At 69.9% G+C, this 25,944-nt stretch carries 18 protein-coding genes and 1 pseudogene; 15 read left to right on the top strand and 4 right to left on the bottom strand.

The window, feature by feature from the left end; genetic code table 11:
- Positions 1–568: 568 nt before the first annotated feature.
- Positions 569–3,622, bottom strand: a complete 3,054-nt coding sequence (locus tag ABZU99_RS20190) for an NACHT domain-containing protein (RefSeq protein WP_356046141.1) — start codon at positions 3,620–3,622, stop codon at positions 569–571.
- A 295-nt stretch (positions 3,623–3,917) separates the two neighbouring features.
- Between ABZU99_RS20190 and ABZU99_RS20195 the strand changes: the two genes are divergently transcribed.
- The 12 genes and pseudogenes from ABZU99_RS20195 (at position 3,918) to ABZU99_RS20250 (ending at position 14,816) form a co-directional block, all read left to right on the top strand.
- Positions 3,918–4,115 (top strand): hypothetical protein, encoded by a 198-nt coding sequence (locus tag ABZU99_RS20195; protein WP_355944309.1) that lies wholly within the window; start codon positions 3,918–3,920, stop codon positions 4,113–4,115.
- A 57-nt stretch (positions 4,116–4,172) separates the two neighbouring features.
- Positions 4,173–5,972, top strand: coding sequence for a hypothetical protein (locus tag ABZU99_RS20200; RefSeq protein WP_356046143.1), 1,800 nt, complete (start codon positions 4,173–4,175; stop codon positions 5,970–5,972).
- Positions 5,973–6,252: 280 nt separating this feature from the next.
- Positions 6,253–6,483 (top strand): annotated as a pseudogene (locus tag ABZU99_RS20205) (EamA family transporter); the annotation flags it as partial.
- A 77-nt stretch (positions 6,484–6,560) separates the two neighbouring features.
- The gene (locus ABZU99_RS20210; RefSeq protein WP_355944313.1) at positions 6,561–6,704 is read left to right on the top strand and encodes a putative leader peptide; all 144 of its coding nucleotides are present in this window, start codon (positions 6,561–6,563) and stop codon (positions 6,702–6,704) included.
- A gap of 240 nt (positions 6,705–6,944) precedes the next feature.
- On the top strand, positions 6,945–8,006 hold the full coding sequence (locus ABZU99_RS20215) for an ABC transporter substrate-binding protein (RefSeq protein WP_356046146.1): 1,062 nt from the start codon (positions 6,945–6,947) through the stop codon (positions 8,004–8,006).
- A 4-nt stretch (positions 8,007–8,010) separates the two neighbouring features.
- Positions 8,011–8,835: an ABC transporter ATP-binding protein gene (locus ABZU99_RS20220; RefSeq protein WP_355944317.1), complete on the top strand. Its 825-nt coding sequence runs from the start codon at positions 8,011–8,013 to the stop codon at positions 8,833–8,835.
- Positions 8,832–9,785 (top strand): ABC transporter permease, encoded by a 954-nt coding sequence (locus tag ABZU99_RS20225; protein WP_355944319.1) that lies wholly within the window; start codon positions 8,832–8,834, stop codon positions 9,783–9,785. Before ABZU99_RS20220 ends, ABZU99_RS20225 begins: the two co-directional genes overlap by 4 nt.
- A 67-nt stretch (positions 9,786–9,852) precedes the next feature.
- Positions 9,853–11,208, top strand: coding sequence for an LLM class flavin-dependent oxidoreductase (locus ABZU99_RS20230; RefSeq protein ID WP_356046149.1), 1,356 nt, complete (start codon positions 9,853–9,855; stop codon positions 11,206–11,208).
- Positions 11,205–12,800, top strand: coding sequence for an FAD-binding protein (locus tag ABZU99_RS20235; protein ID WP_356046151.1), 1,596 nt, complete (start codon positions 11,205–11,207; stop codon positions 12,798–12,800). Before ABZU99_RS20230 ends, ABZU99_RS20235 begins: the two co-directional genes overlap by 4 nt.
- Entirely contained in the window at positions 12,797–13,165 is a 369-nt protein-coding gene (locus ABZU99_RS20240; RefSeq protein ID WP_355944325.1) for a ferredoxin family protein, read from the top strand. Before ABZU99_RS20235 ends, ABZU99_RS20240 begins: the two co-directional genes overlap by 4 nt.
- Positions 13,166–13,191: 26 nt before the next feature.
- On the top strand, positions 13,192–14,091 hold the full coding sequence (locus tag ABZU99_RS20245; protein ID WP_355944327.1) for a TauD/TfdA family dioxygenase: 900 nt from the start codon (positions 13,192–13,194) through the stop codon (positions 14,089–14,091).
- Between the two features lie 104 nt (positions 14,092–14,195).
- Positions 14,196–14,816: an L-threonylcarbamoyladenylate synthase gene (locus ABZU99_RS20250; protein WP_355944329.1), complete on the top strand. Its 621-nt coding sequence runs from the start codon at positions 14,196–14,198 to the stop codon at positions 14,814–14,816.
- 36 nt (positions 14,817–14,852) lie between these two features.
- Here ABZU99_RS20250 and ABZU99_RS20255 read toward each other — a convergent pair whose 3' ends face one another.
- Both ABZU99_RS20255 and ABZU99_RS20260 read right to left on the bottom strand, forming a co-directional pair.
- A complete protein-coding gene (locus tag ABZU99_RS20255) occupies positions 14,853–15,299 on the bottom strand; it encodes a DUF4231 domain-containing protein (protein WP_355944331.1) in 447 nt (148 codons plus the stop codon).
- Complete coding sequence (locus ABZU99_RS20260) at positions 15,299–19,771, bottom strand: hypothetical protein (RefSeq protein WP_356046154.1); 4,473 nt, start codon at positions 19,769–19,771, stop codon at positions 15,299–15,301. The genes ABZU99_RS20255 and ABZU99_RS20260 overlap by 1 nt, the downstream gene beginning before the upstream one ends.
- Before the next feature lie 150 nt (positions 19,772–19,921).
- Between ABZU99_RS20260 and ABZU99_RS20265 the strand changes: the two genes are divergently transcribed.
- The 3 genes from ABZU99_RS20265 (at position 19,922) to ABZU99_RS20275 (ending at position 25,744) form a co-directional block, all read left to right on the top strand.
- Positions 19,922–21,244, top strand: coding sequence for a hypothetical protein (locus ABZU99_RS20265; RefSeq protein ID WP_356046156.1), 1,323 nt, complete (start codon positions 19,922–19,924; stop codon positions 21,242–21,244).
- Positions 21,245–21,741: 497 nt separating this feature from the next.
- Positions 21,742–22,632 carry a hypothetical protein gene (locus ABZU99_RS20270; protein ID WP_356227916.1) on the top strand — a complete coding sequence of 297 codons (891 nt, stop codon included), beginning with the start codon at positions 21,742–21,744 and terminating at the stop codon, positions 22,630–22,632.
- A gap of 553 nt (positions 22,633–23,185) precedes the next feature.
- Positions 23,186–25,744 (top strand): polysaccharide lyase family 8 super-sandwich domain-containing protein, encoded by a 2,559-nt coding sequence (locus tag ABZU99_RS20275; RefSeq protein ID WP_356046160.1) that lies wholly within the window; start codon positions 23,186–23,188, stop codon positions 25,742–25,744.
- A 30-nt stretch (positions 25,745–25,774) separates the two neighbouring features.
- Here the strand turns inward: ABZU99_RS20275 and ABZU99_RS20280 are convergent, their stop codons facing one another.
- Entirely contained in the window at positions 25,775–25,915 is a 141-nt protein-coding gene (locus ABZU99_RS20280; RefSeq protein ID WP_356046162.1) for a hypothetical protein, read from the bottom strand.
- Positions 25,916–25,944 lie beyond the last annotated feature (29 nt).

Here is a 25,944-nt window from a genome sequence, read left to right on the forward strand (position 1 = left end):
CCGAGGGCCGGGCTCATGACGGCGAGCCGCCGCGACCGCCCCATTGCCGACCGTGTCCTGCCCGGCAGGCGACAACCGGCCCGGCAAAGGGCGAATCGGCGCCGCTTGGCGTCCACCGGCCAAAGCGGCTGTCACCGCCGCGTTGGACGCGGGGAACTGGGGGCGCGCGGGGTTCCGTACTTCTGGCCGATCCTGTGCCGGCACGGATACCGTCTTCGACGCCATGGGCCGCAGCGCGAGAGCCTTCGGCGGTGGCATCGGACGGAATCCCTCCCACGGCACGTCGGTGCCGACACGAACTCGGAGTCCTGCCGACACTCCCCGTCGAAGGGTGGCAGCACAGGCATGACCAGGCCGTCACCCCTGTGTCTCCGAGGCGTCTTCCACCGCCTCCTCCGGGTCGATGGCGGGGTTCCGCGTGGCCTGTGCCACCCATGCCGCGGTCGGTGCGCGGTGGCGCCGAGGATGCGGATCCGGCGGCGGGCGTGCTCGATCACCGCGCCCGCTGCGCAGGCACGAGGCCAACCCGATCCGCATCGTCGGCGCGCAGCGGGTGGCGGGGTGCGGGTCAGCACCGTACGAGCAGGATCGTCTCGCTGGCCGGAATCATGCCGTCGGCCCGGTCCTGGAGGACGGTGACGGCCGCGGCGACTTCGTGGCAGGCGTCGGTGAACGCGGGATCCGCGTTGCCGAGGTGCAGTGCGCCCAGCCGTACCGCGGCCGCGGCGCCAGGTTCTCCGGCGACTCCCCGTGCGAGAAGCTCGCTGCCCACCGCGCTCAGTCGGCCGGCCAGTTCGGCAACGTGATTCCGCTTCGCGGGGTCCAGGGGGCCGGCGTGGCGCACGAGGTCAGGCAGTTGTGCGAGCCGTTCAGCGGCGGTCTCGGTATCGACGAGACGGCTCCCCTCAGGGATCGGCAGTGCTTTCTTGTCCTGCAGGCTCATGGCCAGTCCGGCCAGAAAACCTGCCCTGATGTGCAGTGAGTCCAGGGTTTCGGTGGGGAACATGCCATCGACGGCACTCAGGAGACGTGCGGACTCGAACCCGTCGCCCAACCGTTCCAGAGCCTCCGCGAGCGCACGGGGCAAGCCTTCCAGAAGGGTTTCCGGGGTGAAGATGCGCAGCGGTTCCGGCGGGTCGTCGAGGAGGGGCAGCGTGAGTGCCCGCAGTTCGGCCACGGTGGCCAGGCGGGTCAGGTCCAGGCCAAGGGCGATGACCTGCGCGACCGGACCGTCGCCGTGCCAGGGTTGCCGGGCGCCGAGCTTGCGGGCGACGTCGAGGTAGCGCCTGGCGCTGAACTCGGCTTGGGTGGACATGTCGATGCCGCCCTGGTCACTGGCCGACTGGGGGTCGGGCACGGTGTGGCGGAGCAGTGTCACGTCGGAGGTGAGGGCTTCCAGGAGGACCAGCACGCCGCGGTGCACTTCGTCGGCGCGGTCGGCGTCAGTACGGCGCCGACGGCTCGCCGATCGCAGGTCCTGTTGGGTGCGGAGCCAGATCCGGTCGGAGCGGGAACGCCAAGGGTGCGGGGTGCCCGCCGGGACCCACAGCTGAGGGCGCTCCTCGGGTGGTGCACCGGCCGACAGGGTCCACACACTCTGGTTCGGCGCGAGGAGGGGGAGCAGGACCGGGTCGTCCGCCTCTGTGTACTCCGGGAGTCGGTAGTGGTCCCTTCCGTCCAGGACCCGATTGACCCATTCCGGGAAGGCCCGGGCAGCGGAGGCGGGGACGCCGGCCACGACATCGGGCGCCGCGTCGCCGCCCGTTGGGCCGCCCGGTGGCTCCTGGTCCGGTGGGCCGACCAGCTGCGGGTGGTCCGCGGCGAAGAGCCGATACAGCGGACCGGTGATCGGCCGGGCGCACACCACGGTGTCCTCGGACAACCAGACGGCTCTGCGCAGATGACGTTCGACGGCGACCGCGGTCATCAGGCGGCTGCTGTCCGGGGTGACCAGCCGGGACAGCACGGTCCTGGTCTCCGGGGCGACCTGGCCGGCCTCTTCGACGCAGTCCTCGGCCAGAGCCAGCGCTGACGGCGTGCGGAGCTCGGCGCAGGCGCGTACCACCCGGCCGGGCTCGGTACGGGCGGCCCACAGGACGATGGTCTCCCGCCACCACGGGTCTGCGACCGCCCGGAGCAGCACGTCAGTCGCGGCGTGCTGGTGGATCCACGCGGCAGCCAGGTACTCCTGGAACGTCAGGTGCGCGAACTCGTGGACGCCCGACTGGGACTCCACCAGCAGCCCGATGGCTGCCATCAGTTTCAGGAACGTGTCGGCGTCCGGCAAGTGGGCGTCGCTGAGCCGGGGCCGCAGCCAGGCTTCCGCTTCCGCCGTCGACACGTCCCTGCGCCGGGCTTTCGTCATCCGGTAGGCGAGCTCGCGCAGCGCGGCCTCCCGGACCACGGCGTCCGCTTGCGGTCCGGACTCCGGCAGGGCCTTGGCCTGCTGCCGGGTCCGCAGCAGTACGCGGAAGATCTGCTCGTACAGTTCGGATCGCCTGCCCGGCAGGGTGTCCTCGGCGGCGTAAACGTTCACGATGATCGTCAGCAGCAGCGGGTTGACCGCCAAGTCATACAGCACCGGTTCGGTCCGCAGGCGCCGCAGCAGCTCGTCCGGCCCGTGCTGCCCCTCGTCACCGACGTGCCGGAGCCAGTGGTACCAGGAGCGGACGAAGCGTGTGACCTGGTCCGGGGTCATCCGCCGGACCGCGAGACACTTGGCCCGTCTGAGCAGCGGTGTCTCGTAGCCGTGGGGACGGGAGGTAACCACCCAGTGGTTCTTGTCATAGCTGCTGGCCTGCCGGTCCACCCAGTCGGCGACGAGCTGACGGTGGTCGGCGCGGGCGACCTCGTCCAGGCCGTCCAGCATGACCACGCAACGGCCCTTGCCCAGCTGCGCCGCGAACCAGCCCGCCGGGACTTCCAGGCCGGCCCCCGCCAGAGAGAGTTCGATCAGCTCTGGAAGAGATGGTCCGCCTCGGCTCCGGGTGTCCGGAGCCGACTCGTCCGACGGGACGATGTCCGCCACGTGGTGTCGCAGGGCCAGCAGAACCGGCAGGTCACGGCGGCGTCGGCGACGCAGCCTGCGCCGGGTACCGGCGAGGGAGAGTGCCGTGTGGTCCAGCAGCGTGCTCTTGCCGGTGCCGGGCGCCCCGATGACGGCGAGGACCGCGGGCTCCCGGTCGGCCAACAGCGTGCCCAGGGACAGCCGCTGCCCCTTCCGGACCACCGCGGATTCGGGACCGGTCAGCGGCGTCCGTCCCGCCTCGTGCGGCGGTAGCGGACTGAGGCTCACATCGACGAACACCTCGTCGAGCCGAGGCCCTTGACACCCCCGGATCCGTAGCCCTCGCACATCGCTGGAGCCATAGCGCATCCTCAGATAGTGGCGGTAACGGCGCTCGAAGCCCCTCTGTCGTCCACGGCTCTGCCTGTCGATCCGATCGGCGGTCCGCTCTGCCACCCGCTTCTGCAGTTCCTCGTGGACTTTGCGCGCCAAAGGGAGTACCAGGAGCGCACATCCGGTCAGCACACCGGCCGACAGCGGGTAGCTCGTGAACACGCCCCGCAGCCAGTACGCCACCGCGGCGACCGGCGGCACGCCGAGCAACCACCTGGCCACGTCCGCTCCCCGCCCGCTGCCGCTCGCCATGGCCGTCCCCCCCGGCTCCCCCGACCACCGTTTGAGGGATTATGCCCCTCCGCAGGCGAGGGACGGGCTTCTTCTGTGGTTTTCATCCATCGCGCTGCCTGGGCGCCCCCGCGGGCGCGGTCACTCGGGGCAATTCCGGAGTGATGATATGAGTAGTCACCCTACGAGTGACACCTTGTCAGTTCAACGCGAGAATGGGAGATACCTCGGCGCCGCGGCAGCGGCATTCCGCCGAGGGGACCTTACCATTCAGTGGAGGCGAGTGATGTCCTGTTCCATCGACACCCGAAAAGCTCTGGAATTCCTGCAGACCAGCGGACTCGTCCATCTCGAAATCCCCCTGGAGCAGTTGGTCCGCGCGACCACCACGCTCGACGAGGTCGCGGGCTATGTGCTGGCCTGGGAGAAGTACGTGCTCGTCGTCGCCGCCGAATGCGACGAGGCGGCTCAGGCCGAGCAGTAAGGCCGACCTCGCGGCGCGGGTCCGACCCTATGGGCAGACAGTGACTAGGGGGCAGTTTTGACACCGAAGAAGGCGGGGGGCGAACTGCCCGAGCCGTGGCGCGCGGTCGAAGAGCGAGCAGTCTCCTGGCTGGCCGCGCACCACACCCGATTCGACCCGGACACCGCGGAAGAGGGAGCCGTACTTTTCGCCCGCAAGGCGCTGGTCGAGATGGCGCTGCTGACCGGGCTCCGGGCCCGTCTGGACCCCGCCCCTTTCGACGAGGACTACCAGCGGCTGTTCGACCGGATGGGCGCTGTGGCGAGGCGCCCGTCCTATCGGGAACTCGTCGGTCGCGACGAGCGCGCACTCCTGTTGTACGCCGGCACCCACGCCGCGCTTCGGTTGTGCGGGCAGGATGACGACGAATTCCATCACCTCATCGAGCAATCTGCCGCAGGTCGCTATGCGACTTGCTTCGAGCGCATCCCCTATCGGCAGTTGGATCTGCTGCACACCCTGGAACTGGCGGGAGTCGAACACCGGCTGCCACCGATCGAGGCGACGCTGCCCTTCACGCTGTTCTGCGCGGATCCCTCGGTCCTCGGGCTCGGGGACCGGGACATCTACGCGATCACCCATACCATCTTCTACGCCACCGACTTCGGTTTGCGTGTCCCGCAGTGGCCCACCGACTTCGACCTGTCCCGGGCCGTCCATCTGCTTGAGGCGCTGTGTCTTCTGTGCCGACGCCGGGGAAACGCGGACCTGGTGGGGGAGCTGCTCTGCTCTCTGCTGTGCTTGGGCATCCGTGATTCGGCGGAGGCGGAGCGGGCCTGGGCCTTTCTCTCGGAGGTTCAGGAACCCGACGGCCGAGTCGCCGGTCCGGAGGGGATCGTCCATCCGGGGCTCGAAGGTCGCGATGACGAGTACCGCTCCTGGGCCACGGCGTACCACACGACGATCGTCGCCGCGCTCGCCGGGCTGCTCGCCAGAAGCTCCTCCGTCGTTCGCTGTCGGCGGCCTGCCCGCCCCAAGGCGCCCGACGCCTCGCCGTTCGAAACCGCCCTTCGCCGGGCCACGGTCTGGCTCGCCGAAGCCGCTGTCACCGCTGACCTTGAGGACGCCCTTCCCGCGGCAGCCGCCGCCGCACGCGGAGCCCGTTCGATCCGTGAACCCGAACTGGCCCATTCCGCGCTCGGCTCGGTGGTCAAGCGCGCCGAAGCCGAGCCGTCGCCGTCGCTGTGGCGACGCGTCGGAGCCGATGTGGTCTTCGAGTGCGCACACGGGCTGCGGGCGACATCTCGCAGCTGTGCGACGCTGGACCTCTTCCTCGAGGGCACCGCCACCGCGCTCGCCGGTCTCACGGCCATCCCCGCGGCCGCGGTCGGTGGCGTCATGCAGCTGACGCGGCTGGGCTTGCTCGCTGAGCAGACCGCACACTCCCTCATCACCTCGGCGGGCCCGGCCCCACTGATGGCGGAAGGCCGCCCGCCCGCGGTGACCGCCAGGGATCTGATCCAGTACGCCGGGGACGATCCGAGCCGTCTTCCGTCCTCCTGTGGCTCCTCGGCCCATGCGGTCGGGGAGCGGCTGGCCGCCGGTCTTCCGGCTGCCTGCCAGGACTACAAGCTGGATGAAGTGGCCGTGCTCCTGCAGGGCCTGGCCCTGCTCGGCTGGGCCGACCACCGTGTCGCGCGCGATGGCTTGGAGTTCCTGCTGCGCCAGCAGAACCCTTCAGGGGCCTTCGGCTATCCGGCCGCTGACGATCCCCAGCAGCGCGCAAGCCTGCAACGGCGGTGGACGCAGAGCTGCGTGGTCGCCCTGTCTTCCCCGGCGGTGCCTGGCTTCGGCCCCGCCGCCGGCCACATGCTCTGACCACTGTCTTCGGCCAGGACGTCCGCCGCCCGGCGCACCAGCCACTCCTCCGTCCGCTTCCTGCCGAACACCTCAGCGTCTCTGGTGCCCGTATCGCTGGTCCAATCCACCGACGGCCCGCGGGCCTTGCTCCGCGCGTTCGTCCGCGCCGGCACCGGCGAGGCGACGGCCGCCGAAAGCGGTGAGGGGGGCGTTGAGCGCGGGGTTCACGCGGGCGATCCGCTCCAGGTGTGCTGCCGTCGGGCAGTTCAGCCACAGGTGGTAGCCCCTATACATCGTGCTGACGACCCTCGCGCCGCAGGTCTCCACCACCGCGCATTCGGCGGTGGTCATCGGGCCCCTGCCTCTGGCCACCGCCACGATGTCCGCCGCGCTCACCGGCCGACGCCCGCCCCGCGCCTTCTGGACGGCCGCCGTGAGCGGCGCTGGCACCGTTGTGGCCTTCACCCTCCAGCAGAGCCACGGACTGCCCACCCTCGGCGACATGTACCTCTTCGGCGCTCTGCTGATATGACGCCCGGGGGCCCACCGGCACCTCGTCACCCGCCGGTAGTCCGAAACCGGCCCGATGAGGGTAAGGAATCCGCCATGCGAGACGGGTTCCAGAAATCGTTGACGGAGGCTGTACGCACTGCCATCCTGCTGGACGTGAGCCAGTCAGAGAATTTCGCCGTGCGCCTGCACGTCGATCTCCGTCGCCAAGCCAGCGCCATCTGTGCCGCCGGCCGCTGAGCCATTCGCGCTCGGCTCTCTCACTCTTCTCCCCGCTCGGCATCTGACGGTATTCACTGCCCCGTGAGCGTGGCGAGTCCTGCCTTCCCGGTCCGCTCCCTTGCCTTCCTCGGCTCTCCCTGCACCACATGACGAGGAAAGGCTCATGGTGATGCCAGGGCTCACCCGTGCACGGTTTTTCGGATAGTGCTGTGCGGTTATCCGTCCTGCACCCCCGTCCCCTTCCGCAAGGAATTCCTCATGCGCACAGCCATGTCCAGACGACAATTCACGACCCTGCTCGGCGCCTCGGCCGCGGCGGTGAGCTGCGGTACGGCCACGGGCAACTCATCCGGGAAGCAGACCAAAAAGCTCCGGTACCAGGGATGGGCCGGTCAGGTCACCCTGCCGGAGCTCGCCGAGGACCTGGGGTATCTGGACGACGTGAAGCTGGACTGGGTCGGCAACACGATCAGCGGCCCCCAGGACATCCAGTCCGCGGCCACCGGGCAGGTCGACTTCGGTGGGGCTTTCAACGGGGCGGTCGTCAAACTCGCCGCGAACGGCGCCCCCATCACGTCCGTCATCGCGTACTACGGGTCCGACAAGGCGGCGTACAACGGCTTCTATGTGCTGGAGGACAGCCCGATCCGGTCGGCTCGCGACCTCATCGGCAAGAAGGTCGGGATGAACACCCTCGGCGCCCACTCCGAGGCGATGCTCGACATCTACCTCCAGCGCCATGGCCTGTCGAAGGGGGAGATCGGCAAGGTGCAGCCCCTGGTGGTGCCGCCGGTCAACACCGAGCAGTCGCTGCGGCAACACCAGATCCAGGTGGGTGTGCTCGGGGACATCCTGCGGGAAAAGGCCCTGACCCACGGCGGGATCCGGCCGCTGTTCACCGACGTCCAGCTGCTCGGGGAGTTCAGCGCCGGTACGTATGTGATGACCGATCGCTTTCTGCGACAGAACCCCGACACCGCCAAGACCTTTGTCACCGGCGTGGCCCGGGCCATCGAGTGGGCCCGCAGGACGCCGCGCGATGAGGCGATCGATCGGATGACGGAGATCGTGAAGAAGCGCGACCGCAAGGAGGACGCCACAGCCCTGAAGTACTGGAAGTCCTTCGGGGTCGCCGAGACCGGGGGCCGGATCACCGACAAGCAGCTCCAGTTGTGGATCGACTGGCTGGCGGAGCGCGGTGACATCAAGCAGGGGAAGGTCAAGGCGTCCGACCTCTACACCAACGAATACAACGGCTACCGCCCCGCGAGCACCTCGCCCAGCCCCTCGGCCCCCTCCGCGACGACCACCCGGAGCTGATCCCATGACCGTCAAAATCGCCTTCGAGCAGGTCCGCAAGGTGTTCCCCGTGAAGGGGGCGGCAGGCGACCGCCGGGCCACCGAGTTCACCGCCCTGGACGGGGTCGACCTGGAAATCTCCGCGGGTGAGTTCGTGGTGGTCGTCGGGCCCAGCGGCTGCGGCAAGTCCACACTGCTCGACCTGCTCGGTGGCCTCACCCGGCCCACGAGCGGGCGGATTCTCCTGGACGGAGAGCCGGTCACCGGCCCCGGTCTCGACCGTGGCATCGTCTTCCAGCAGTACGCCCTGCTTCCCTGGCGCACGGCCCAGGGCAATGTCGAGTTCGGCCTGGAGGCCACCGGAGTGCCGCGGCGCAAGCGCGCCGCACGCGCAAGGGAGTACCTGGACCTGGTGGGCCTGGCCGGATTCGAAGACCGCCACCCGCATGAACTCTCCGGCGGGATGAGGCAGCGCGTGGCGATCGCGCGCAGCCTCGCCTACGACCCGGATGTGCTGCTCATGGACGAGCCCTTCGCCGCCCTGGACGCCCAGACCCGGGAGCTGTTGCAGAACGAGCTGCTGCGGATCTGGGAACGGACCGGCAAGACGGTGGTCTTCATCACCCATGGCATCGAGGAAGCGGTCTACCTCGGCCAACGGGTGGCCGTCCTCACCTCCCGGCCGGGGGTCGTCAAAAAGGTCGTACCGATCGCGCTCGACGCCCGCACCACAGCGGACGACGTGCGCTCCAGCCCGGAGTTCGCGCGCTACCGGCATGAGATCTGGAGCCTCCTGCGCGACGAAGTGGCCCGTGCCCAGCAGTTGGAGAAGGAGAGTGTTTCCGCATGAGCCCCGCCACCGGGACAACCACCGCGACGACGGACCCCACCGCCTCCGTGACGGAGCCCGCCCCGGCTCCCGAAGCCGCCGCCGGGCCACGCGCCCCGGATCGCGCGGGCGCTCCGGCACCGCACAAGCACTCGCGGCGGACGACACCTGTGACGGCCAGGGCCCGCGCCATCGGCCGCCGGCTGCCCGGCCTGCTGGTGCGCGGCCTCACCAAGGTGGCGGCGATCGCCGCCCTCCTGGCCGTATGGGAGATCGCGCCCCGCGCCGGCCTGGTGGACGGCACCTTCCTGCCGCCCTTCAACGAGGTCGCCCGCGCCTGGTGGGAGTTGCTGGCTGACGGGCAGCTCGCCGACAACGCCAAGGCCAGCCTGTCGCGTTCGTTCACCGGATTCGGTCTGGCCGTCGCCATCGGCGTCCCGCTCGGGCTGCTGATCGGCCGGTATCGGCTGGTCGCGGATCTGCTGGGACCGCTGCTCGAACTGTTCCGCAACACCGCCGCCCTGGCGCTGCTTCCGGTGTTCGTCCTGCTGCTGGGCATCGGCGAGACGTCCAAGATCTCCATCGTGCTCTACGCCTGCACCTGGCCGATCCTCCTCAACACCATCAGTGCCGTGCGCCAGGTGGATCCCACGCTGCTCAAGTTGGCGAAGTCCATGGATCTGTCCGCGCCCCGGCTGTTCCAGAAGGTGATCCTGCCCGCCTCCGTACCGACGATCTTCACGGGGATACGGCTGGCCGGAGCCTATTCCATCCTGGTGCTGGTGGCCGCGGAGATGGTCGGCGCCAAGGAAGGGCTCGGCTATCTGATCAACACGTCCCAGTACAACTTCGCGATCCCGCAGATGTACGCCGGGATCCTCACCATCTCCGTCATCGGCGTCGCCTTCAACCAGCTGCTCGTGACCGTGGAACGCCGGCTCGGCTCCTGGCGCGTCCCCGCACAGAGCTGACCCGCGCCCGGCGCCCCCCGGCACGCCTTCGCATCCCCCTGCTTGTGACGTCACCCGAGAGGTCCTCATGGCCAGCAGACGCCGCCAGTTCCATCTCAACGCCTTCCTGATGAACGCGGGCCACCACGACGCCGCCTGGCGGCACGCCCGTACGCAGCCCGAGCGCATCACCGACCTGAGCTACTTCCAGGAGCTCGCGCGGACCGCCGAGCGCGGAAGACTCGACTCGCTCTTCCTCGCCGACGGCCTCACCCTGTGGGGCAACGCCCGCTACAACGCGGTGGGCGGATTCGAACCGCTCACCCTGCTGTCCGCGCTCGCGGTCACCACCGAGCACATCGGGCTGATCGCGACCGTCTCCACCACCTTCGACGAACCCTTCCACGTCGCCCGCAGGTTCGCCTCGCTCGACCACCTCAGCGGCGGTCGGGCCGGCTGGAACATCGTGACCTCCGGCAACGTCGCCGAGGCCCGCAACTTCGGGCGCGAGGAACACCTCGCACACCGGCTGCGCTACGAGCGGGCCGCCGAATTCCTCGACGTGGCCACCAAGCTGTGGGACAGCTGGGAGGACAACGCGGTCGTGCTGGACCGGGAAGGCGGCGTCTACGCCGACGGAGACAAGGTCCGCGCCATCGGCCACCGCGGAGTCCACTTCCGGGTGGACGGCCCGCTCAATGTGCGGCGCTCACCCCAGGGCCACCCGCTGCTGGTCCAGGCCGGGTCCTCGGAGGACGGCAAGGAGTTCGCCGCCCGGCACGCGGAGGCGGTCTTCACCGCCCAGCAGAACCTCGCCGACGCGCAGACCTTCGCCAAGGACCTGACCTCCCGGCTGGCACGGCACGGCCGCACCCGGGACCAGCTGAAGATCCTCCCCGGAATCTGCCCCGTCATCGGCTCGACCGAGGCCGAGGCCCGCGCGCTAGACGCGGAGCTGACCGAGCTGCAGGTTCCGGAATACGGGTTGCAGCAGCTGTCCGGAATGCTCGGCATCGACCTGACCGGCCTCCCGCTCGACGGTCCGCTGCCAGAGCTCCCGGAGGAGCGGGACATCAACGGCAACAAGAGCCGCTTTACCCTCGTCGCCGAACTCGCCCGCCGCGACAACCTCACCCTGCGTGAGCTCATCGCCCGGCTCGGCGGTGGCCGCGGCCACCGCGTCTTCGCCGGCACCCCGGAACAGATCGCCGACGAGCTGGAGGAATGGTTCACCGAAGGCGCCGCCGACGGATTCAACATCATGCCGCCCCATCTGCCCGGCGGACTCGACGACTTCGTGGACCACGTCGTCCCGATCCTCCAGCGGCGCGGCCTGTTCCGTACCGAGTACACCGGCCGCACCCTGCGTGACCACTACGGCCTGCCCCGGCCCGCCGGCGCACCGGCATCGGCAGCCGCCGGAAGCGAGAGGGGCACCGCGTGACCACGCTCGATCTGACCACCGACGTCCTTGTCGTCGGCGGCGGCCCGGCCGCCACCTGGGCCGCCCTGAAAGCGGCCCGGGCGGGTGCCGATGTCGTCCTCGCCGACAAGGGGTACTGCGGTACCAGTGGCGCCACCGCCTCCGCGGGCACCGGCGTGTGGTACGTACCGCCGGAGCCCGCCGCTCGCGACGCGGCCATGGCGAGCAGGGAGGCACTCGGCGGCCACCTCGCCGACCGGCGCTGGATGGCACGTGTCCTGGACCGGACGTACGAGGGGGTCAACGAGCTTGCGAGTGAGGCCCGTTACCCCTTCCCGACCGGGCCGGACGGGCAGCCGCTCAGGAACGGCCTGCACGGTCCCGAGTACATGCGGCGGATGCGCGTCCGCGTCCGACGCGCCGGCGTACGCGTGCTGGACCACAGCCCGGTCTGCGAACTGCTCACCGACACCTCGGGCGCGGTGGCGGGGGCCGGCGGCTACCGGCGCCAGGCCCGGGAGCCCTATCGGGTCCGCGCGGGGGCGGTGGTCCTGGCCACCGGCGGCTGTGCGTTCCTCAGCGGCGCCCTCGGCTGCAACGTCAACACCGGCGACGGCGCCCTGTTCGCCGCCGAGGCCGGAGCCGAGCTGTCCGGCATGGAGTTCTCCAACGCGTACGCCATCGCGCCCGAGCACACCTCGGTCACCAAGACCGCCTTCTACACCTTCGCCACCTTCTTCCACGAGGACGGCACGGTGCTGGAGGGCGCGGCGAGCCAGGGCGGACGCTCGGTCATCGCCCGGGCGCTGCTGCAGGAGAAGGTGTACTGCCGCCTCGACCGCGCCGACGCGGACGCCCAGGCGGCCATGCGCCTCGCCCAGCCCAACTTCTTCCTCACCTTCGACCGGCTGGGCATCGACCCCTTCACCCAGCGCTTCGCCATCACGCTGATCGCCGAGGGCACCGTGCGCGGCACCGGAGGGATCCGCGTCACCGGGACCGACTGCTCCACCACGGTGCCCGGCCTCTACGCGGCGGGGGACGCCGCAACCCGCGAGCTGATCTGCGGCGGCTTCACAGGCGGCGGCAGCCACAACGCGGCCTGGGCCATCTCCTCCGGCAGCTGGGCAGGTCAGGCGGCGGCGCGCCACGCGCGCTCGCTGTCCGCCGGCGCCCGCACCCGGCGTACCGCCCCGGTGGGCGGCGCGGGACTGCGTCCGACCGGCACACCGGGCCCCGCCGACGGCTTCCGCGAGGTCGTCGCCGCCGTCCAGGGCGAGGTCCTTCCGTACCAGAAGAACTATCTGCGCCACGGAGACGGGCTCGCGGCCTCGCTGCGGACGCTGGACGACACCTGGCAGCGGCTGCGCGCCACGCTGCACGCTGAGGAGGGGGACGTCGTACGGGCCCGGCAGGCCGCGGCGATGGCGGCGCACGCCCGCTGGATGTACACCGCCGCGCTCACCCGCACCGAGACCCGGGGCATGGCCAAACGGCTCGACTTCCCCGCCCAGGACCCGGAACAGCACCACCGCATCGTGACGGGCGGTCTCGACCGCGTGTGGACCCGCCCGGAGCCCCTGACGACCGCACCGCTGGAGGTGGCCTCGTGATCGAACTGGTCTCGGCCGAGCGCTGTATCGCCTGTGACAAGTGCGTCGCGGTGTGCCCGACGAATGTCTTCGACCGGGGCCCGGACGGCGTACCCCTGCTCAGCCGCCAGGAAGACTGCCAGACCTGCTTCCAGTGCGAGGCGAACTGCCCGGCGGACGCGCTGTTCGTCGCGCCGGTCACCCACCCCCTGCCCGACGACCACGCGGCGCGCGACGAGGGCCACCTGCACCGCACCGGCCTGCTCGGCAGCTACCGCCGCCACATCGGCTGGGGCCGCGGCCGGACGCCCGCGCCGCTGCGGGCCGTGGGTCCGCCGCTCCCCGCACCGGGCGCCACCCGCCCCTCACCGCCCATCACCTCCTGAAAAGACCACCGAAGGGACAAAGCCCCATGACCACCAGCACTGGATTCGACATCCGAAGGATCGGCGGCCGGATCGGCGCCGAGGTCCTCGGCGTACGACTCTCCGACGACCTCGACCCCGCGCTCGTCTCCGACATCAACGCCGCGCTCCTGGAACACAAGGCGCTCGTCTTCCGTGACCAGCATTTGGACGACGCCGCCCAGCTCCGCTTCGCCTCCCTCTTCGGAGAGCTGACCACCGCGCACCCCACGGTGCCGTCCGTCGACGGGCAGCCCAGCATCCTGCCGGTCGACGCCGAGGAGGGCATCCGCGCCAACCACTGGCACACGGACGTCACCTTCGTCCGTACCCCGCCGAAGGTGTCCACCCTGCGCGGCATCGTGGTCCCGCCCTACGGCGGCAACACGCTCATCGCCAACGCGGCCGCCGCCTACCGGGACCTGCCCCAGCCGCTGCGCGAGCTGGCCGACGAGTTGTGGGCCGTCCACACCAACGACTACGACTACGCGGCCCCCAGGAACGAGAAGGCGGCCGAACACCGCAAGCGGTTCGTCTCCCGGAAGTACCGGACCGCCCACCCCGTCGTCCGCGTCCACCCCGAGAGCGGCGAGCGCGGGCTGTTCATCGGCGGCTTCGCCCAGAGCCTCATCGGCCTCGGCCCGTCCGAGTCCCGTGATCTGCTGCGGATCTTCCAGTCCTATGTCATCCGCCCGGAGAACATCGTGCGTATCGCCTGGTCCCCGGGCGACGTGGTGCTCTTCGACAACCGCATCACCCAGCACTACGCCCCCGACGACTACGGGGACCTGCCACGCCTGCTGCACCGGGTGACCGTCGCGGGCGATGCCCCGGTCGGTGTGGACGGCGAGCGCAGTCACGTCCTCGAAGGGGACGAGGCCGGCCACTACACCCCGGCCGCCGCCTGACGGACCACCGTCCTCCTGCGCCAGGAGAGTGCCCGCCCGGTGTGCCCGCACACCGGGCGGGCCGTCGCCTGAGCACGGGCGTTCCGATCACGTAGGCTCGGCGGATGGCGAAGTACTTCGACGTGCACCCCGAGAATCCTCAGCGGCGCACCATCAGCAATGTGGCGGACAGCATCCGCTCCGGCGCGCTCGTCGCGTACCCGACGGACTCGTGCTTCGCACTGGGATGTCGGCTGGGCAGTCGCGACGGCATCGACCGGATCCGGTCCATCCGTGACCTCGACGATCGTCACCACTTCACCCTTGTGTGCCAGAACTTCGCGCAGCTGGGTCAGTTCGTGCACGTCGACAACGACGTGTTCCGCGCGATCAAGGCAGCGACACCCGGTAGTTACACGTTCATCCTCCCCGCCACCAAGGAGGTGCCGCGTCGGCTGCTGCACCCGAAGAAGAAGACGGTCGGAGTCCGGATCCCGGACCATGCCGTCGCTCAGGCCCTTCTCGCCGACCTCGGTGAGCCGCTGCTCTCCAGCACCCTGATCCTGCCCGAGGAGGACGAGCCGATGACTCAAGGCTGGGAGATCAAGGAACGGCTCGACCATGTGGTGGACGCGGTGATCGACTCGGGGGACTGTGGCACAGAGCCGACCACGGTCATCGACTTCTCCGGCGGCGAGGCCGAGATCGTACGCCGAGGGGCAGGCGACACCGCGCGATTCGAGTAGCCGCGCCGATGGCATGACGCCCGTGCCCGGCGCAGATCAGAAGATGTTCCGCTCCCGGTGGCGCTGGCGCAGTTTGAGGAACCTGGCCCGTACCTCGTCGCCCGGTAGGCCGGCCTCGGCCTGTACCAGCAGGTCGGCCAGCGCGTCACGCGACTCCATGAAGCCCCGCCACTTCTGCTGCGGTTTCAGCCAGGTGTCGACCGCCGTCATGATCGCGACAGCAAGCGAAAGGGTCGGTATCCACGTGAGCAGCCAACTGCCCCTGGCCCCTCCCAGATTCTGATCCGCGGCCACGACGGCGCTGGTGACGATCAACACGATGCGGAGACCGTAGTACGTGCTGCCGTAGGCGTTCGTACCCACGCGCCAGCGGCGCAACTCCCTGCGCAGTTCGCGCTGCAGGACGGGCGATAGTGCATGGAGGCCGTCCGGCGAGGGGGAGTCGGGCGCGTCGGGCGCCGATTGCCGGCCCGTAGCTGTCATTATGTGCCCTCTCTGCGCGGGGCGTTGGTCGACTGCAGCAGTTCCACGACGTGGACCGTCGGCCCGGCGCCCACCGCGAGCAGTGCTTGGGCGGAGCCGTTCGGATCCCGGATCATGCTCACGGTCGACACCTCATGGGGAAATCCGCGGACGACGGTGAGCCGCTCCGCGGCGTGCGCGTCCCAGACATCCACGGAGCGATCGGGCGTGGCCGCGGCGACCAGTACCCGCTCGTCGGCGGTGGTCAGGGCGGCGATCTCCTTCGCAGGGCCGCAGCCGAGGTCGGCCCGCGCCGTTCGGGAGGTCAGGTCCCAGACTCGAACGGCGTCGTCTCCGGCGCTTATCAGCAGGGGGCCCTCGATGCCGCGGACGGCGGTGAGGCTGTGCACCGGCCCTTGGTGTGCTTTGCCGGTGTCACCGGGACCACGTAGTTCTCCAATGTGCTTGCCGGAAGGACACTCCCACAACTTGATCCGGCCTCCTTCGTCCGCGCTGGCCAGCCAGAGCGTGCCGTCGGTGAGTCGGAGGAAGGCCACGGCACGGACAGAGCGGCGATGGCCCAGCAGTCTCATGCGGAGGGCGGGCTGGGTCGGCAATGTGTGGCCCATGCCGGTGCACAGGGCGATGGTGCCGTTTGTCCGACCGATCGCTGTGAGGCCGTGGCAGGCACCGGGCCCGGGGCCGGTTGTCGCCAGGGCGGTCACCGAAAATTCAAGCGGGGCGACCCATGAAGAGTTGAGTCTGAGCAGAGGGTGGCCGCTGTCGCTCCAGATCTGGATGGTTGAGGACCGGCTGCCAGAGATCAGTCTCATGCGGTCCCCGTCAGTCGCGGGCGCCCAGCGGACTCCGACGACGCGCTGCTCGTGACCGGACAAAACCTCCCGGCGCGTATAAACAGTAGGTGGTGACATGTCGTTCGGGGCCACATAGGTGCGGTATGCCCACTTGGCCGTGCGCCGAGCGGTCCTGCGTCCTGTTGTTCCGTCCCAGATGCGTACCGTTCCTTTTGCGCTGCCCGTGGCGAGCAGGACCCGACCGCTGGGAAGCGAGGCCAGAGCCGCTTTGGTGACGTGGTCGTCATGGTGTTCGTCGCGGGCTTCGAGTTCGGTCTCGGCGGAGACGGCCGTGTTCCACAGCCGCACGGTTCCGTCCTTGCTTCCGCTGACGGCGAGGATGTCTCCGCTCGGGTTCCGTGCCCCCGCCACGGCGCGCACATGGGCGGAGTGACCGGTCCATCGGCCCGCGCAGATGCTTCCGCGTCTGAGGTCGACCCTCCCTTCCTTCCCGCCCGTCACATAGGCGGTCGGATCGTCCTTGACCCAGCCGACGGCCTCGGCCGCGGACGCGTCGTCGACCATGTCCTCCTCGGTCAGCTTTCCGGTTGCCAGGTCCAGATAGCGCACCGTGCCTGACTTGCCGCGACGGCGGCCCACTACGACGGGACGTCCACCGATTTCCGATACGGCGATGCCGTGAGCGGCCCTGAGCATCCTCCGCCCGCTGCGCCACCAGACAGGCGTGGCGGAGGCACGTGCCGAGCGGCCCAGTTTCCAGACGCTCACCCGTCCCGCGGCATCGACGCCGATGAGCAGGCCTCCGCTACCGGGCATGTCGGCCAGGGCCAGAGCGCGCGTGCGGCGGGACCTGCTGGGCCAGGTCCTCAGCGATGTGCCGCGCTCGGCGTCCCAGAGGTGGATACGTCCGTCACCGGAGCCGGTCGCGAGCAGCAGCCCCCCTTCGGCGGTGGCAGTGAAGGCCATCGCCGTCACTTTCCGGCGGTGCCGGCAGGGTGTGGGCATTGGTCGGCCGTTGGCGCAATCCCAGAGGCGGACCTCTCGCTCCGAAGTGACGGCGAGCAGCAGTCGCCCATCGGTGCGGGCCAACTCCACCGAGCCGACGGGGTAGCGGCCGGTGGAGAGCCTGTGCAGCAGTTCACCCGAGCCGCCGTCCCAGAGGTAGACCCGGCCGTCGTCGGTGCCGGCCGCCACGGTGAGCGAGCCGTCGGGGTCGATGTCGATCGCGACGGATCCGACGGAGCTTGTCGGGCCGTCGGCGAGCACCCCGTGGAAGTTCGTCCTGCGGCCGTTGCCCCACAGGACCCGCCAGCCCAGCTGGGAATCGGTCTTCAACTGGGGGAGTGCGTCGGGTTCGTCGATGCCCGCGCGGATCTGCAGGACGGCCGCCCGGTCCCCAGGCGACGACAGGCCACGCAGTTCGTCCCAGACCCGCAGATACAACCGCGGTAGCGGGAGGCGCTGCTGCGCGGGGTTGTTGAGGACACGCAGCAGCCGGATCGGATCCGCGTGCGTGAGGATGCCGCTCTCCTGTACGAGATGATCAAGCCGACCCGCCGCGACGGCGTACGCGGGCAGATGACTCAGGACGTACGGATTGGCGCGGGCCCAGTCCCGCCGGCCGTCGGCGCGGCAGGGGACGGTTTCCAGCACCGCTTCGTAGAGCAGGGCGGGCGCCCGGTCGGCGCCGGTGGCGGTCTCGCGCAGATGGTCCGCGTAGGCCTGGTGGTAGAGGCGGTAGACACTCTGCCCGTCCTCGCCGGTCTCGATGAGATGGGCGCCCGCCTCAGCCATGACCCAGGCCAGGTCCTCCGTGGTGTAGGTCCTCTTCCCGCCGTTCAGAGCCGTGGCCGCGGCAGCCCACACCGTACGCTTGGGAAGGCCCGCCCCCTGCGCCCAGGCGAGGGGCATGAGCAGGTCGCGCACTTTCCGCTCCCGCCCTCCGTAGCGGGCGAGGTCGGCAGCGAAGACCTCGGCCACATCGCGGCTGCGGAAGATGTCGCCGGCCTCCGGGCTGTCCATGTCCAGGAGGTCGTCGCGGCGGGCCAGCGCCCGGGTGAACAGCCGCGCCATCAGGAACACCGACTCGCTCTCCCGGGCGACGCGCCGTGCGGCCCGCCGGACGAGTTCGTCGTCGCCCAGGGAATAGGGGGACCCCTCCAGGTCGGTGAGACGCTTGTGTGCGTATGCCTCGATGTCCCTGGAGACGTCGGCGTCCTGGTCGAGGTGGACGAGCCGGCCCGGTTCCGGAGCGAGGGCCGAGAGCAGGGACCGGGTGCTGGAGTCCGCCCCGACGGCACGCGGACGGGTGCCCACGAGCACCTTCACCCCGGGCTGGTCGGCAAGTGGGCGCAGCAGCCGCTCGGCGATGACGCCCGCCTCGCCGGGGAGGGCTTCGTCCAGCGCGTCCAGGAGCACGGTGAGCTTGACGTCCGTCCGGCCGATGGCGGCGAGGAGCTGCTCCGGGTCACGCCAGCCGCCGCGGGGGTGGCGCAGCTTCAGAGTGTCGGTCAGCTCCTCCACGCACTCCAGCACACCTTTGCCACGTGCGTGGATCCCCACGTTGATGTCACCGACCTCGGGCAGTGTCATGGGGTCGGCGGCGCGGATGGCATGCGCGTCGCATGCGTCGATGGCCTTGCGGTGGTAGGCGTCGGACAGGACGGCGATGCGCCCGAGCAGTGCCGACTTCCCGCTCCCCGGCGGTCCTGTGACCACGAACATGCCGGAGCCCTCCGTGCGCAGCCACGTGACGATCGACCGCAACGGGCGGACGCGTCCCTGGAAGAAGTAACCGCTGTCGTCGGCGGTGTCGATGCCCCTGAACTTGAGCATGAAGTGCTCACGGACATCTTTGGGCTTCAGCGCGGGTACGGTGCGGCGCCGTTCGAGGTCGTGGTCCGGGGCCTGGGGATCGTAGAGCGGGTTGGGGAAGAAGGGAGTGCTGATGACGCCGGTCGTCATCACGTCGGGGGGCTGGCTCGCCCCGAGCCGAGCCTCCAGTGCCTTCGTCAGTTCCTCGACGGTGATCCACCGGTCGTGCGGCCCCCAGCCCCGGTGGGCAGCCACCTTCTCATCCTCGTCTGCAAGGAGGGACCGCAGCGCTTCGCTGAACGTCCGCTCTTCCGCGACTCGCTCCGGGGCAGCGGAGCCCATCACGACCAATCGAGGGGGGTCGGTGGTCCGGCGCCCCGCTGCCGCATTACGGAAAGCGACCACCGCGTCCTCCGCCCCGCCACCGGCGCCGCACGCGTCCATGATGAGCACGATGTCGCGGGCGCCGCAGAGTGCCAGTCGCTCGCCCAACACCGCGGGCGCGATGGCGTTGGTCTGGCTGATCGCGGAGTCGTGCTCGGAGCTGTAAGGGGTGTCGGAGCACAGCAGGAACAGGCCTCGGGGGCGGTCGGTCCACCCGTGTCCTGCCCAGTAGAGCAGTAGCCGCTCGGTGCCGGACGGCAACCGCAAGCCACCGATGAGCTCGCGCAGCTCCCGACTGCGCAGGGCTCCCACGTCTGCCGGGGGGCTGGGTAACCGCCCGAAGCCGCCCCTCTTCAGCAGCCCGGCCACCATGCCCACTTGGGCACGCATGTGCGCCAAGTCCAACAACCTGTCCGACTCGTAACGGTCCACGACGATATCCAGGACCGTTCCCCATTCCGCCCCCGTTACCTCCGGCATACCTCTATTTTGGTCTCTCCCGGTCTTCAAGACCAGGTCATTTCATGGCTTCGACGGGTTTGGCCCGTCATGGAAGACCGAGGCGGTATTGTGCCTGCGCAGCGTCAAACGCGTGACCTCGTGGTGGTGGTACCAGGCATTCTCGGTAGCGTGCTGCGCACCCGGGACGGCCGTCGCGACGCGTGGAACGGCTCGCTCGCCATGGCCTCCGACGTCCTGCTGCGCACCTGTGAGGTGCTGGAAGCCCTCAAACTCCCACCCGATCTGGGAGAAGGCGCGCCGACCGGGCGCCACGCCCTGCGGCCGACGGGGTTGATGCCAGGCTGGCAGATCTGGCCCGGTTTCTGGGCAGGGGCCGGATACCCGGCTCTGGTACGTGCCTTGCGGGGCTGTCTTCCCCACCCGGACAAGCAGCTGGTGATTCACCCGTACGACTGGAGGCTGTCGAACAGGTGGAACGCGCAAGTGCTCCTGGATCGACTGGAACCGCGTCTGGCTGAATGGCGCCGTGACGGCGGTGGCCCCGGTGCCCGACTGCAGCTCGTCTGCCATTCCATGGGTGGCCTGATCGGCCGCTACTTCCTGCATGCGCTGGGCGGTAAGGAACTCACCCGACGGGCGTACACCGTGGGCACCCCCTACAGCGGTTCAATGAGAGCGCTGCGCGTACTGACCGGTTGTCTGGTCCCGTCCGCCTTCGGCCGGTTCAACGAGCGGCTGCGCGAGGTGGCGCAGACCTTCCCCTCGATCGCGGAGCTCCTTCCGGCCTACGCCTGCGTCACAGGAACCGATGACAGCGGACACACCGACGCCGGCCGCCTGCTGGATCACGTCGTTCCGGGCCTCGACCAGCAAGCGGTACAGCGCTCTGCCGACTTTCACGCCGAACTGGCAGCGCAGGAGGAGAGCGCACCGCACGGGCTGCTGCACGTGTTCGGCGGCGACCAACAGCCGACGGAACAGGGCGTAGTGATCGCCCCACCGGAGATCCGCTTCGTCCGGCGCCAGCGCGGCGAGGACTTCGGCGGGGACGGTACGGTGCCCCGGTTCAGCTGCTTCCCACCGCACTGGGAGGACGACTCCGCGGCGACCTTCTACCCGGCCAGCCATATCGGACTGACGCGCCACGAGGACCTGCTGCGGAACCTGGTCAACAAGATCAACGCAGTACGTCCCGGGAGGGCCCTGAGCCCGCCCCGCCCGCTCTCCCTCCTGCTGCCACCGGTCGCCCCGGCCGGTCGCAAGGTACCGATCCACGTCCGCGCGGACGACGCGGAACTGGTGCTCGACGCCCGTCTGCGCAGGGCCGACGGAACCCCCTACGGCCACCCGGTGGCGCTCCTGCCGGACGGTGCGGGGAACTACACGGCCGACCTCGCCCCGCCGCCCGGTGTCTGGCATGTGACCGTGGAAACCTCGACCGAGGACCCCAGCGGCCGGGTCGACGACCTCCTCGTCGTCGCCCAGCCCTGATCCGGCGCCGAACTCCCTCAGGGCCCCGGTACGCGGCGGCCCCGCGGCACCTTACGAGCCAGAGCCTCAGCGGCAGGCTTCGGAGATCCCTTCGAGCCAGTCGCGGATCGCGCCTCGCTGCTCCGGTGTGAACGCGGCTTCCGATGCCGATCGCGTATCGACGCGGGATCGAAGCCTCGCTGCACGGTGTGCCCGGCCCAGTGCGGGACCAGGCGCGGGTCTCCGCGGAACAGGCCCGGCAGGCCGCCACCGCGATCCACCGGCCCGCCCTGGCGCACGCCGCCGACGACGCGTTCATTCACGCCATGCACGTCAGCGCGGTCTCGACCATGCTGATCGCACTCTCCGGAGCAGTCCTGCTGGTGATCGCCTTGCGCCCTACTCGAAAGCACATGGAGCGCAGGGATTCCCCGCCTGTGCACACGACACAGCATTTATCTCGCTATACGGTAAAAGCGGGGCATACGAAGCATTCACCAGCGCTCTCAAGGGGCAGCATGCACGACGACGCCGAGAGCACGCATGAGCCGGATGAGACATACGCGTACGACGAGAGCGACGAGCGTGTGGATCAGCCATCCGCAGAGCCGGACGTCCTTCTCGACGTACCGCAGCTCAAGGTCGACGAGATCGCTCTGGATGTCGAGGATCTACGGGCACGCGTGTCGTTGCGGGCGGATGTGCTCGACCTGCTCAAGCTCAGCGTGGGAGCGGATGTGTCGCTGGGCGGCGTCCACCTGGACATCAAGGGTGTGGAAGCTCAGGCGCTGCTGAAGGTCCGGCTCGACAACGTGGCGGAGGTCATCGGCAGGGTGCTGACGACAATCGACCGCAACCCGCAGATCCTGGAGCAGATCACCTCTGGCCTCGGGGCCGCCGCGGAAGAGCTGGGAGGCGGCGCGGGACGTGCCGTCGGCGAACTCGGTCGCGGTGCGGGGGCAGCGGTGGAGGGCGTGGGGGAGGGTGCTGGACGGGCGGTCGAGGACGTGGGGGAGCGTGCTGGACGGGCGGTGGAGGGCGTGGGGGAGGGTGCTGGACGGGCGGTCGAGGACGTTGGTGAGGGTGCTGGACGGGCGGTGGAGGATGTTGGGGAGGGTGCTGGACGGGCGGTGGAGGATGTTGGGGAGGGCGCCGGACGGGCGGTCGAGGACGTTGGAGAGGGCGCCGGACAGGTGGCGGGGGAGGGCGCCAGGAAGGCGGTCGGGGGCGTCGGAGAGTCCGCCAGGAGGGCTGCCGGGCCGGGGCGGAAGACCGCGGGTGGAACCGGCGCGGCCAAGCGGGCCCGGGAACGCCGCGAGAAGGCCGACCGAGCCAGGGGCGACGCGGCACCGCGTCGCCCGCTGCGCAAGCGGGCGGGAGAGGACAGGTCCGAGGGTCACCCGCCGTGAACGTCGGCGTCGGCCTCCCCCGGCCGGCTGTCCGGTGAGATGGGCGGCCCGCCGTCTCGGCGGCGGCCGGACCCGGGCCTCGGCTCCGCGGACATCGAGATCACCTGCACCGTGAGCGCCGCTCACCTACGCTTTCGCGCACCACCGCACTCGGACGTCCGATTGAGCGGCATCCCCGGCAGGCGGTCTGAGACGAGCAGCAGCCGCATCAACCTTGGCGACCCGGTGTCCCAGGGAGTGGGCTACCGCGACGTGCGGGCCACATACACACTGGCGAACCGTCTCAAGCATGATGAGTGCCCCGGCGGCGATCACGCGGGCCCGCCCCGCCCCGCCGCGTCACCGGAACCGCCGCCCGACCGGGATCGGCCGGTCCGCAACCGGTCGCAGCCTGATCGCGGCGGTCGCGGTCGGTGACAACGACCCTTGGCTCTGTCGGGTCGCGGACCCGCCGCGAGCGCCCATGCGGCGTCTCCTAGTGACACGGGGAGTCGGGGTTGCTTCAATGCTGAAAGCGCTTTCCGGTCGAGCCTTCGAGCCTTGGAGCGTCCCCGTGCCGATCTCGCGTCGTGCCCTGTTGTCGACGGTCCCGGCAGCGACGCTGCTGGCGGTGGCGCAGCCGCTGCGCGGACGGGCGGCGAGCCGTCAGGGCGCGGTGACCGCCGGGGCGGCCGCGAACCGGGCCGTGCTGATCGGGAACACCATCGCGAACTTCGCCGGCACTGCCGCCTCCAACGCCCGGCCCGAGGCGGCCCCCAAGCTCGCGGCCATCGACGCGATCGCCAGGGCCCGGCTCACCGCGATGGACCAGGCTGGCGAGGGCGAGCTCTTCCGGGGCGTCCCGCTGGGCACGAGTGATCCGAACCTGGCGACATCGTTCCAGTACCTCTACGAGATCGCCCTCGCCACCCGGACTCCCGGCGATACCGCGTCCGAGCTCCGCGACAACGCGACCGTCCAAAGACGGGTCCTCGACGGTCTGGTCCGGCTCCACGAGGGCTACTACGGCGACCAGTCAACGGGCTACTACGGCAACTGGTTCACCTGGGAGATCGGCATCTCGTCCCACGTGAGCAAGATCCTCGTCCTGCTCAAGGAGGAGCTCGCGAAGTACAGACCCGACCTCGCCGCCACCTACATCGCCTCGATGGACGCCTATCTGCGCAACGGCAAGGCGGGGGACGTCGATCTCGACTCGCGTTTCCACACCGGCGCCAACCTCGCCGACATCACCACGAACCGGATCCTCCAAGGTGCCGTCCTCGCCGACGACACCCGCATCAGCAAGGCGGTCGCCGACCAGCTGACGGTCCTCGCGACGGTCGACCCCTACCACCTCCGGCACGGCGTCACCGACGGCTTCTACGACGACGGTTCCTTCATCCAGCACGCCTCCGTCGCCTACACCGGCTCGTACGGCAAGGGTCTGCTCACCCGCGTCGTCCAGACCATCAAGACGCTCGAGGGCACGAGCTATGTGCAGGGCGACGATCTCGTCGGCGTCGCGCAGGGCTGGATCGAGGGCGGCTTCGCCCCGCTGGTCTTCGAGGGCTGGATGATGGAGATCGTCAAGGGCCGTGGGGTGTCCCGGACCTCGACGGGATACGCCGATGTCGCCGAGATCGTCGAGGCAGTCGTCGACCTTGCCCGATACGCACGGGGTTCCGACGCCATAGCCCTCAAGGGCTATGTGAAGTTCGTACGGCAGACATCGCGGGCCGCCCTCGATCCGACGAGGTTCGTCTCACCGGTGAGCATCGTCCACTACGCCGACATCCTCACCGACTCCTCGGCCCCGGCGCGGGACCTCAATCCCCCCGAGCGCAACGTCGCCTTCAACGCGATGGACAAGACGGTCCACCGGCGCCCCGGCTACGCCTTCGCGCTGGCCCGGAGTTCGACGAGGATCAGCAAGTACGAGTACATGAGCGGCGAGAATCTCATGCCGTGGTTCCAGGGCGATGGTGCTCACTACCTCTACCTCTCGGGCGAGGACCAGACCCAGGCCTTCGGCGTCGACTACTTCACCACGGTCTCGCCCTACCGCCTCGCCGGAGTCACCGCCCCGGTGGAGACCCGCCGTACGGTCCCCGAGCTCTACGGCACCGCGTGGTACGACAACCCGGAGCGCGGGTTCACCTCCTCCTCCAAGGCACAGAACACCTATGTCTACTTCCCCCGCGGCACCAACACGTTCTCCGGCGGTGCCGGCCTCGGCGCGTACGGCGCGGCCGGGCTGGTCCAGGCCGGCGATGCGGCGTACGCCGCCAAGCAGGCCGGCACGCTTCCCCAGGACTTCGTCGTCTACCGCAACGCCGAGGCCACCAAGTCGTGGTTCATGCTCGACGACGAGATCGTCGTCCTCGCCGCCGGGGTGGGCGACTCGGCGGGCCGCGCGGTGAGCACGACGATCGACAGCCGGATCGCCGACCCGTCGGACGCCATCACTCTGACGGGGCAGCTCCACAGCGGTGCGGCCTGGTCAGGGACCGGCACCGCCCCTTTGACGTGGCTGCTCCACCGCAATGCCACCCGGTCGACCTCGGTCGGATACGTCCTCCTGGACCACCAACGGCCAACCGTCGCCCTCGACACGGTCACACGCAGCCGCCGCTCCATCCGCACCGCCAACCCCGACACCATGGTGGCCAAGCAGGTGTTCTCCCTCTCCGTCGAGCAACCGGCCGCCGCCCCACGCACCTGCATGGCCTACGCCCTGGTCCCGAACGCCACAGCACGACAGCTGAAGGCGTACGCCCACGGGCCGGTGTCCGTCCTGGCCAACACCACCCGGGTGCAGGCCGTGAATCACCAGGGCTTGGGCATCATCGCCGTCAACGTCTTCGCCCCCAGCACCCACCGTGCCGGGCGGCTCTCGCTCGAGGGCCCGGCATCGGTGATTCTCCGTGAGGCATACGACGGCACCGTGTCGATCGCGGTCTGCGACCCCACCACGAAGCGGGACAGGGTCTCGATCCTCGTCCACGGCCGCACGATGAGGGCGCTGTCGGCGGACGACGGTGTCCGGGTCAGCCGGGCGCCTGGCGGCACGCGTATCCACGTCACCACGCATCATGCCTACGGCAGGAGCTTCACGGCGACGCTGCGGTGAGACACGGCCCACGGGGAATGGTCCGTTGAGTCAGACGATCACCGCCCGCCTCCCGGTCTGCGCCAGGACGTTGGTCCGCGCGGCGGGTGCGTCCTGCGGGCACGGCCAGTGAAAGACCAGGCGCGAGTGCCGCGTCGTCGCGGTGGACAGCGCGTCCACGATCCGTGCCATGTACCGAGGTCCCGGCCGCCACGGGTGGG

Origin of the sequence: Streptomyces sp. NPDC005266 (assembly GCF_040607655.1) — a bacterium.
Classification (GTDB): Bacteria; Actinomycetota; Actinomycetes; order Streptomycetales; family Streptomycetaceae; genus Streptomyces.

What these genes read in the sequence shown, in the direction of transcription:
- ABZU99_RS20250 (WP_355944329.1), top strand. Translation starts at nt 14,196, where the DNA reads ATGGCGAAGTACTTCGACGTGCACCCCGAGAATCCTCAGCGGCGCACC.
- ABZU99_RS20230 (WP_356046149.1), top strand. Translation starts at nt 9,853, where the DNA reads ATGGCCAGCAGACGCCGCCAGTTCCATCTCAACGCCTTCCTGATGAAC.
- ABZU99_RS20215 (WP_356046146.1), top strand. Translation starts at nt 6,945, where the DNA reads ATGCGCACAGCCATGTCCAGACGACAATTCACGACCCTGCTCGGCGCC.
- ABZU99_RS20195 (WP_355944309.1), top strand. Translation starts at nt 3,918, where the DNA reads ATGTCCTGTTCCATCGACACCCGAAAAGCTCTGGAATTCCTGCAGACC.
- ABZU99_RS20260 (WP_356046154.1), bottom strand. Translation starts at nt 19,771, where the DNA reads ATGCCGGAGGTAACGGGGGCGGAATGGGGAACGGTCCTGGATATCGTC.
- ABZU99_RS20255 (WP_355944331.1), bottom strand. Translation starts at nt 15,299, where the DNA reads ATGACAGCTACGGGCCGGCAATCGGCGCCCGACGCGCCCGACTCCCCC.
- ABZU99_RS20220 (WP_355944317.1), top strand. Translation starts at nt 8,011, where the DNA reads ATGACCGTCAAAATCGCCTTCGAGCAGGTCCGCAAGGTGTTCCCCGTG.
- ABZU99_RS20245 (WP_355944327.1), top strand. Translation starts at nt 13,192, where the DNA reads ATGACCACCAGCACTGGATTCGACATCCGAAGGATCGGCGGCCGGATC.
- ABZU99_RS20210 (WP_355944313.1), top strand. Translation starts at nt 6,561, where the DNA reads ATGCGAGACGGGTTCCAGAAATCGTTGACGGAGGCTGTACGCACTGCC.
- ABZU99_RS20225 (WP_355944319.1), top strand. Translation starts at nt 8,832, where the DNA reads ATGAGCCCCGCCACCGGGACAACCACCGCGACGACGGACCCCACCGCC.
- ABZU99_RS20270 (WP_356227916.1), top strand. Translation starts at nt 21,742, where the DNA reads ATGCACGACGACGCCGAGAGCACGCATGAGCCGGATGAGACATACGCG.
- ABZU99_RS20280 (WP_356046162.1), bottom strand. Translation starts at nt 25,915, where the DNA reads ATGGCACGGATCGTGGACGCGCTGTCCACCGCGACGACGCGGCACTCG.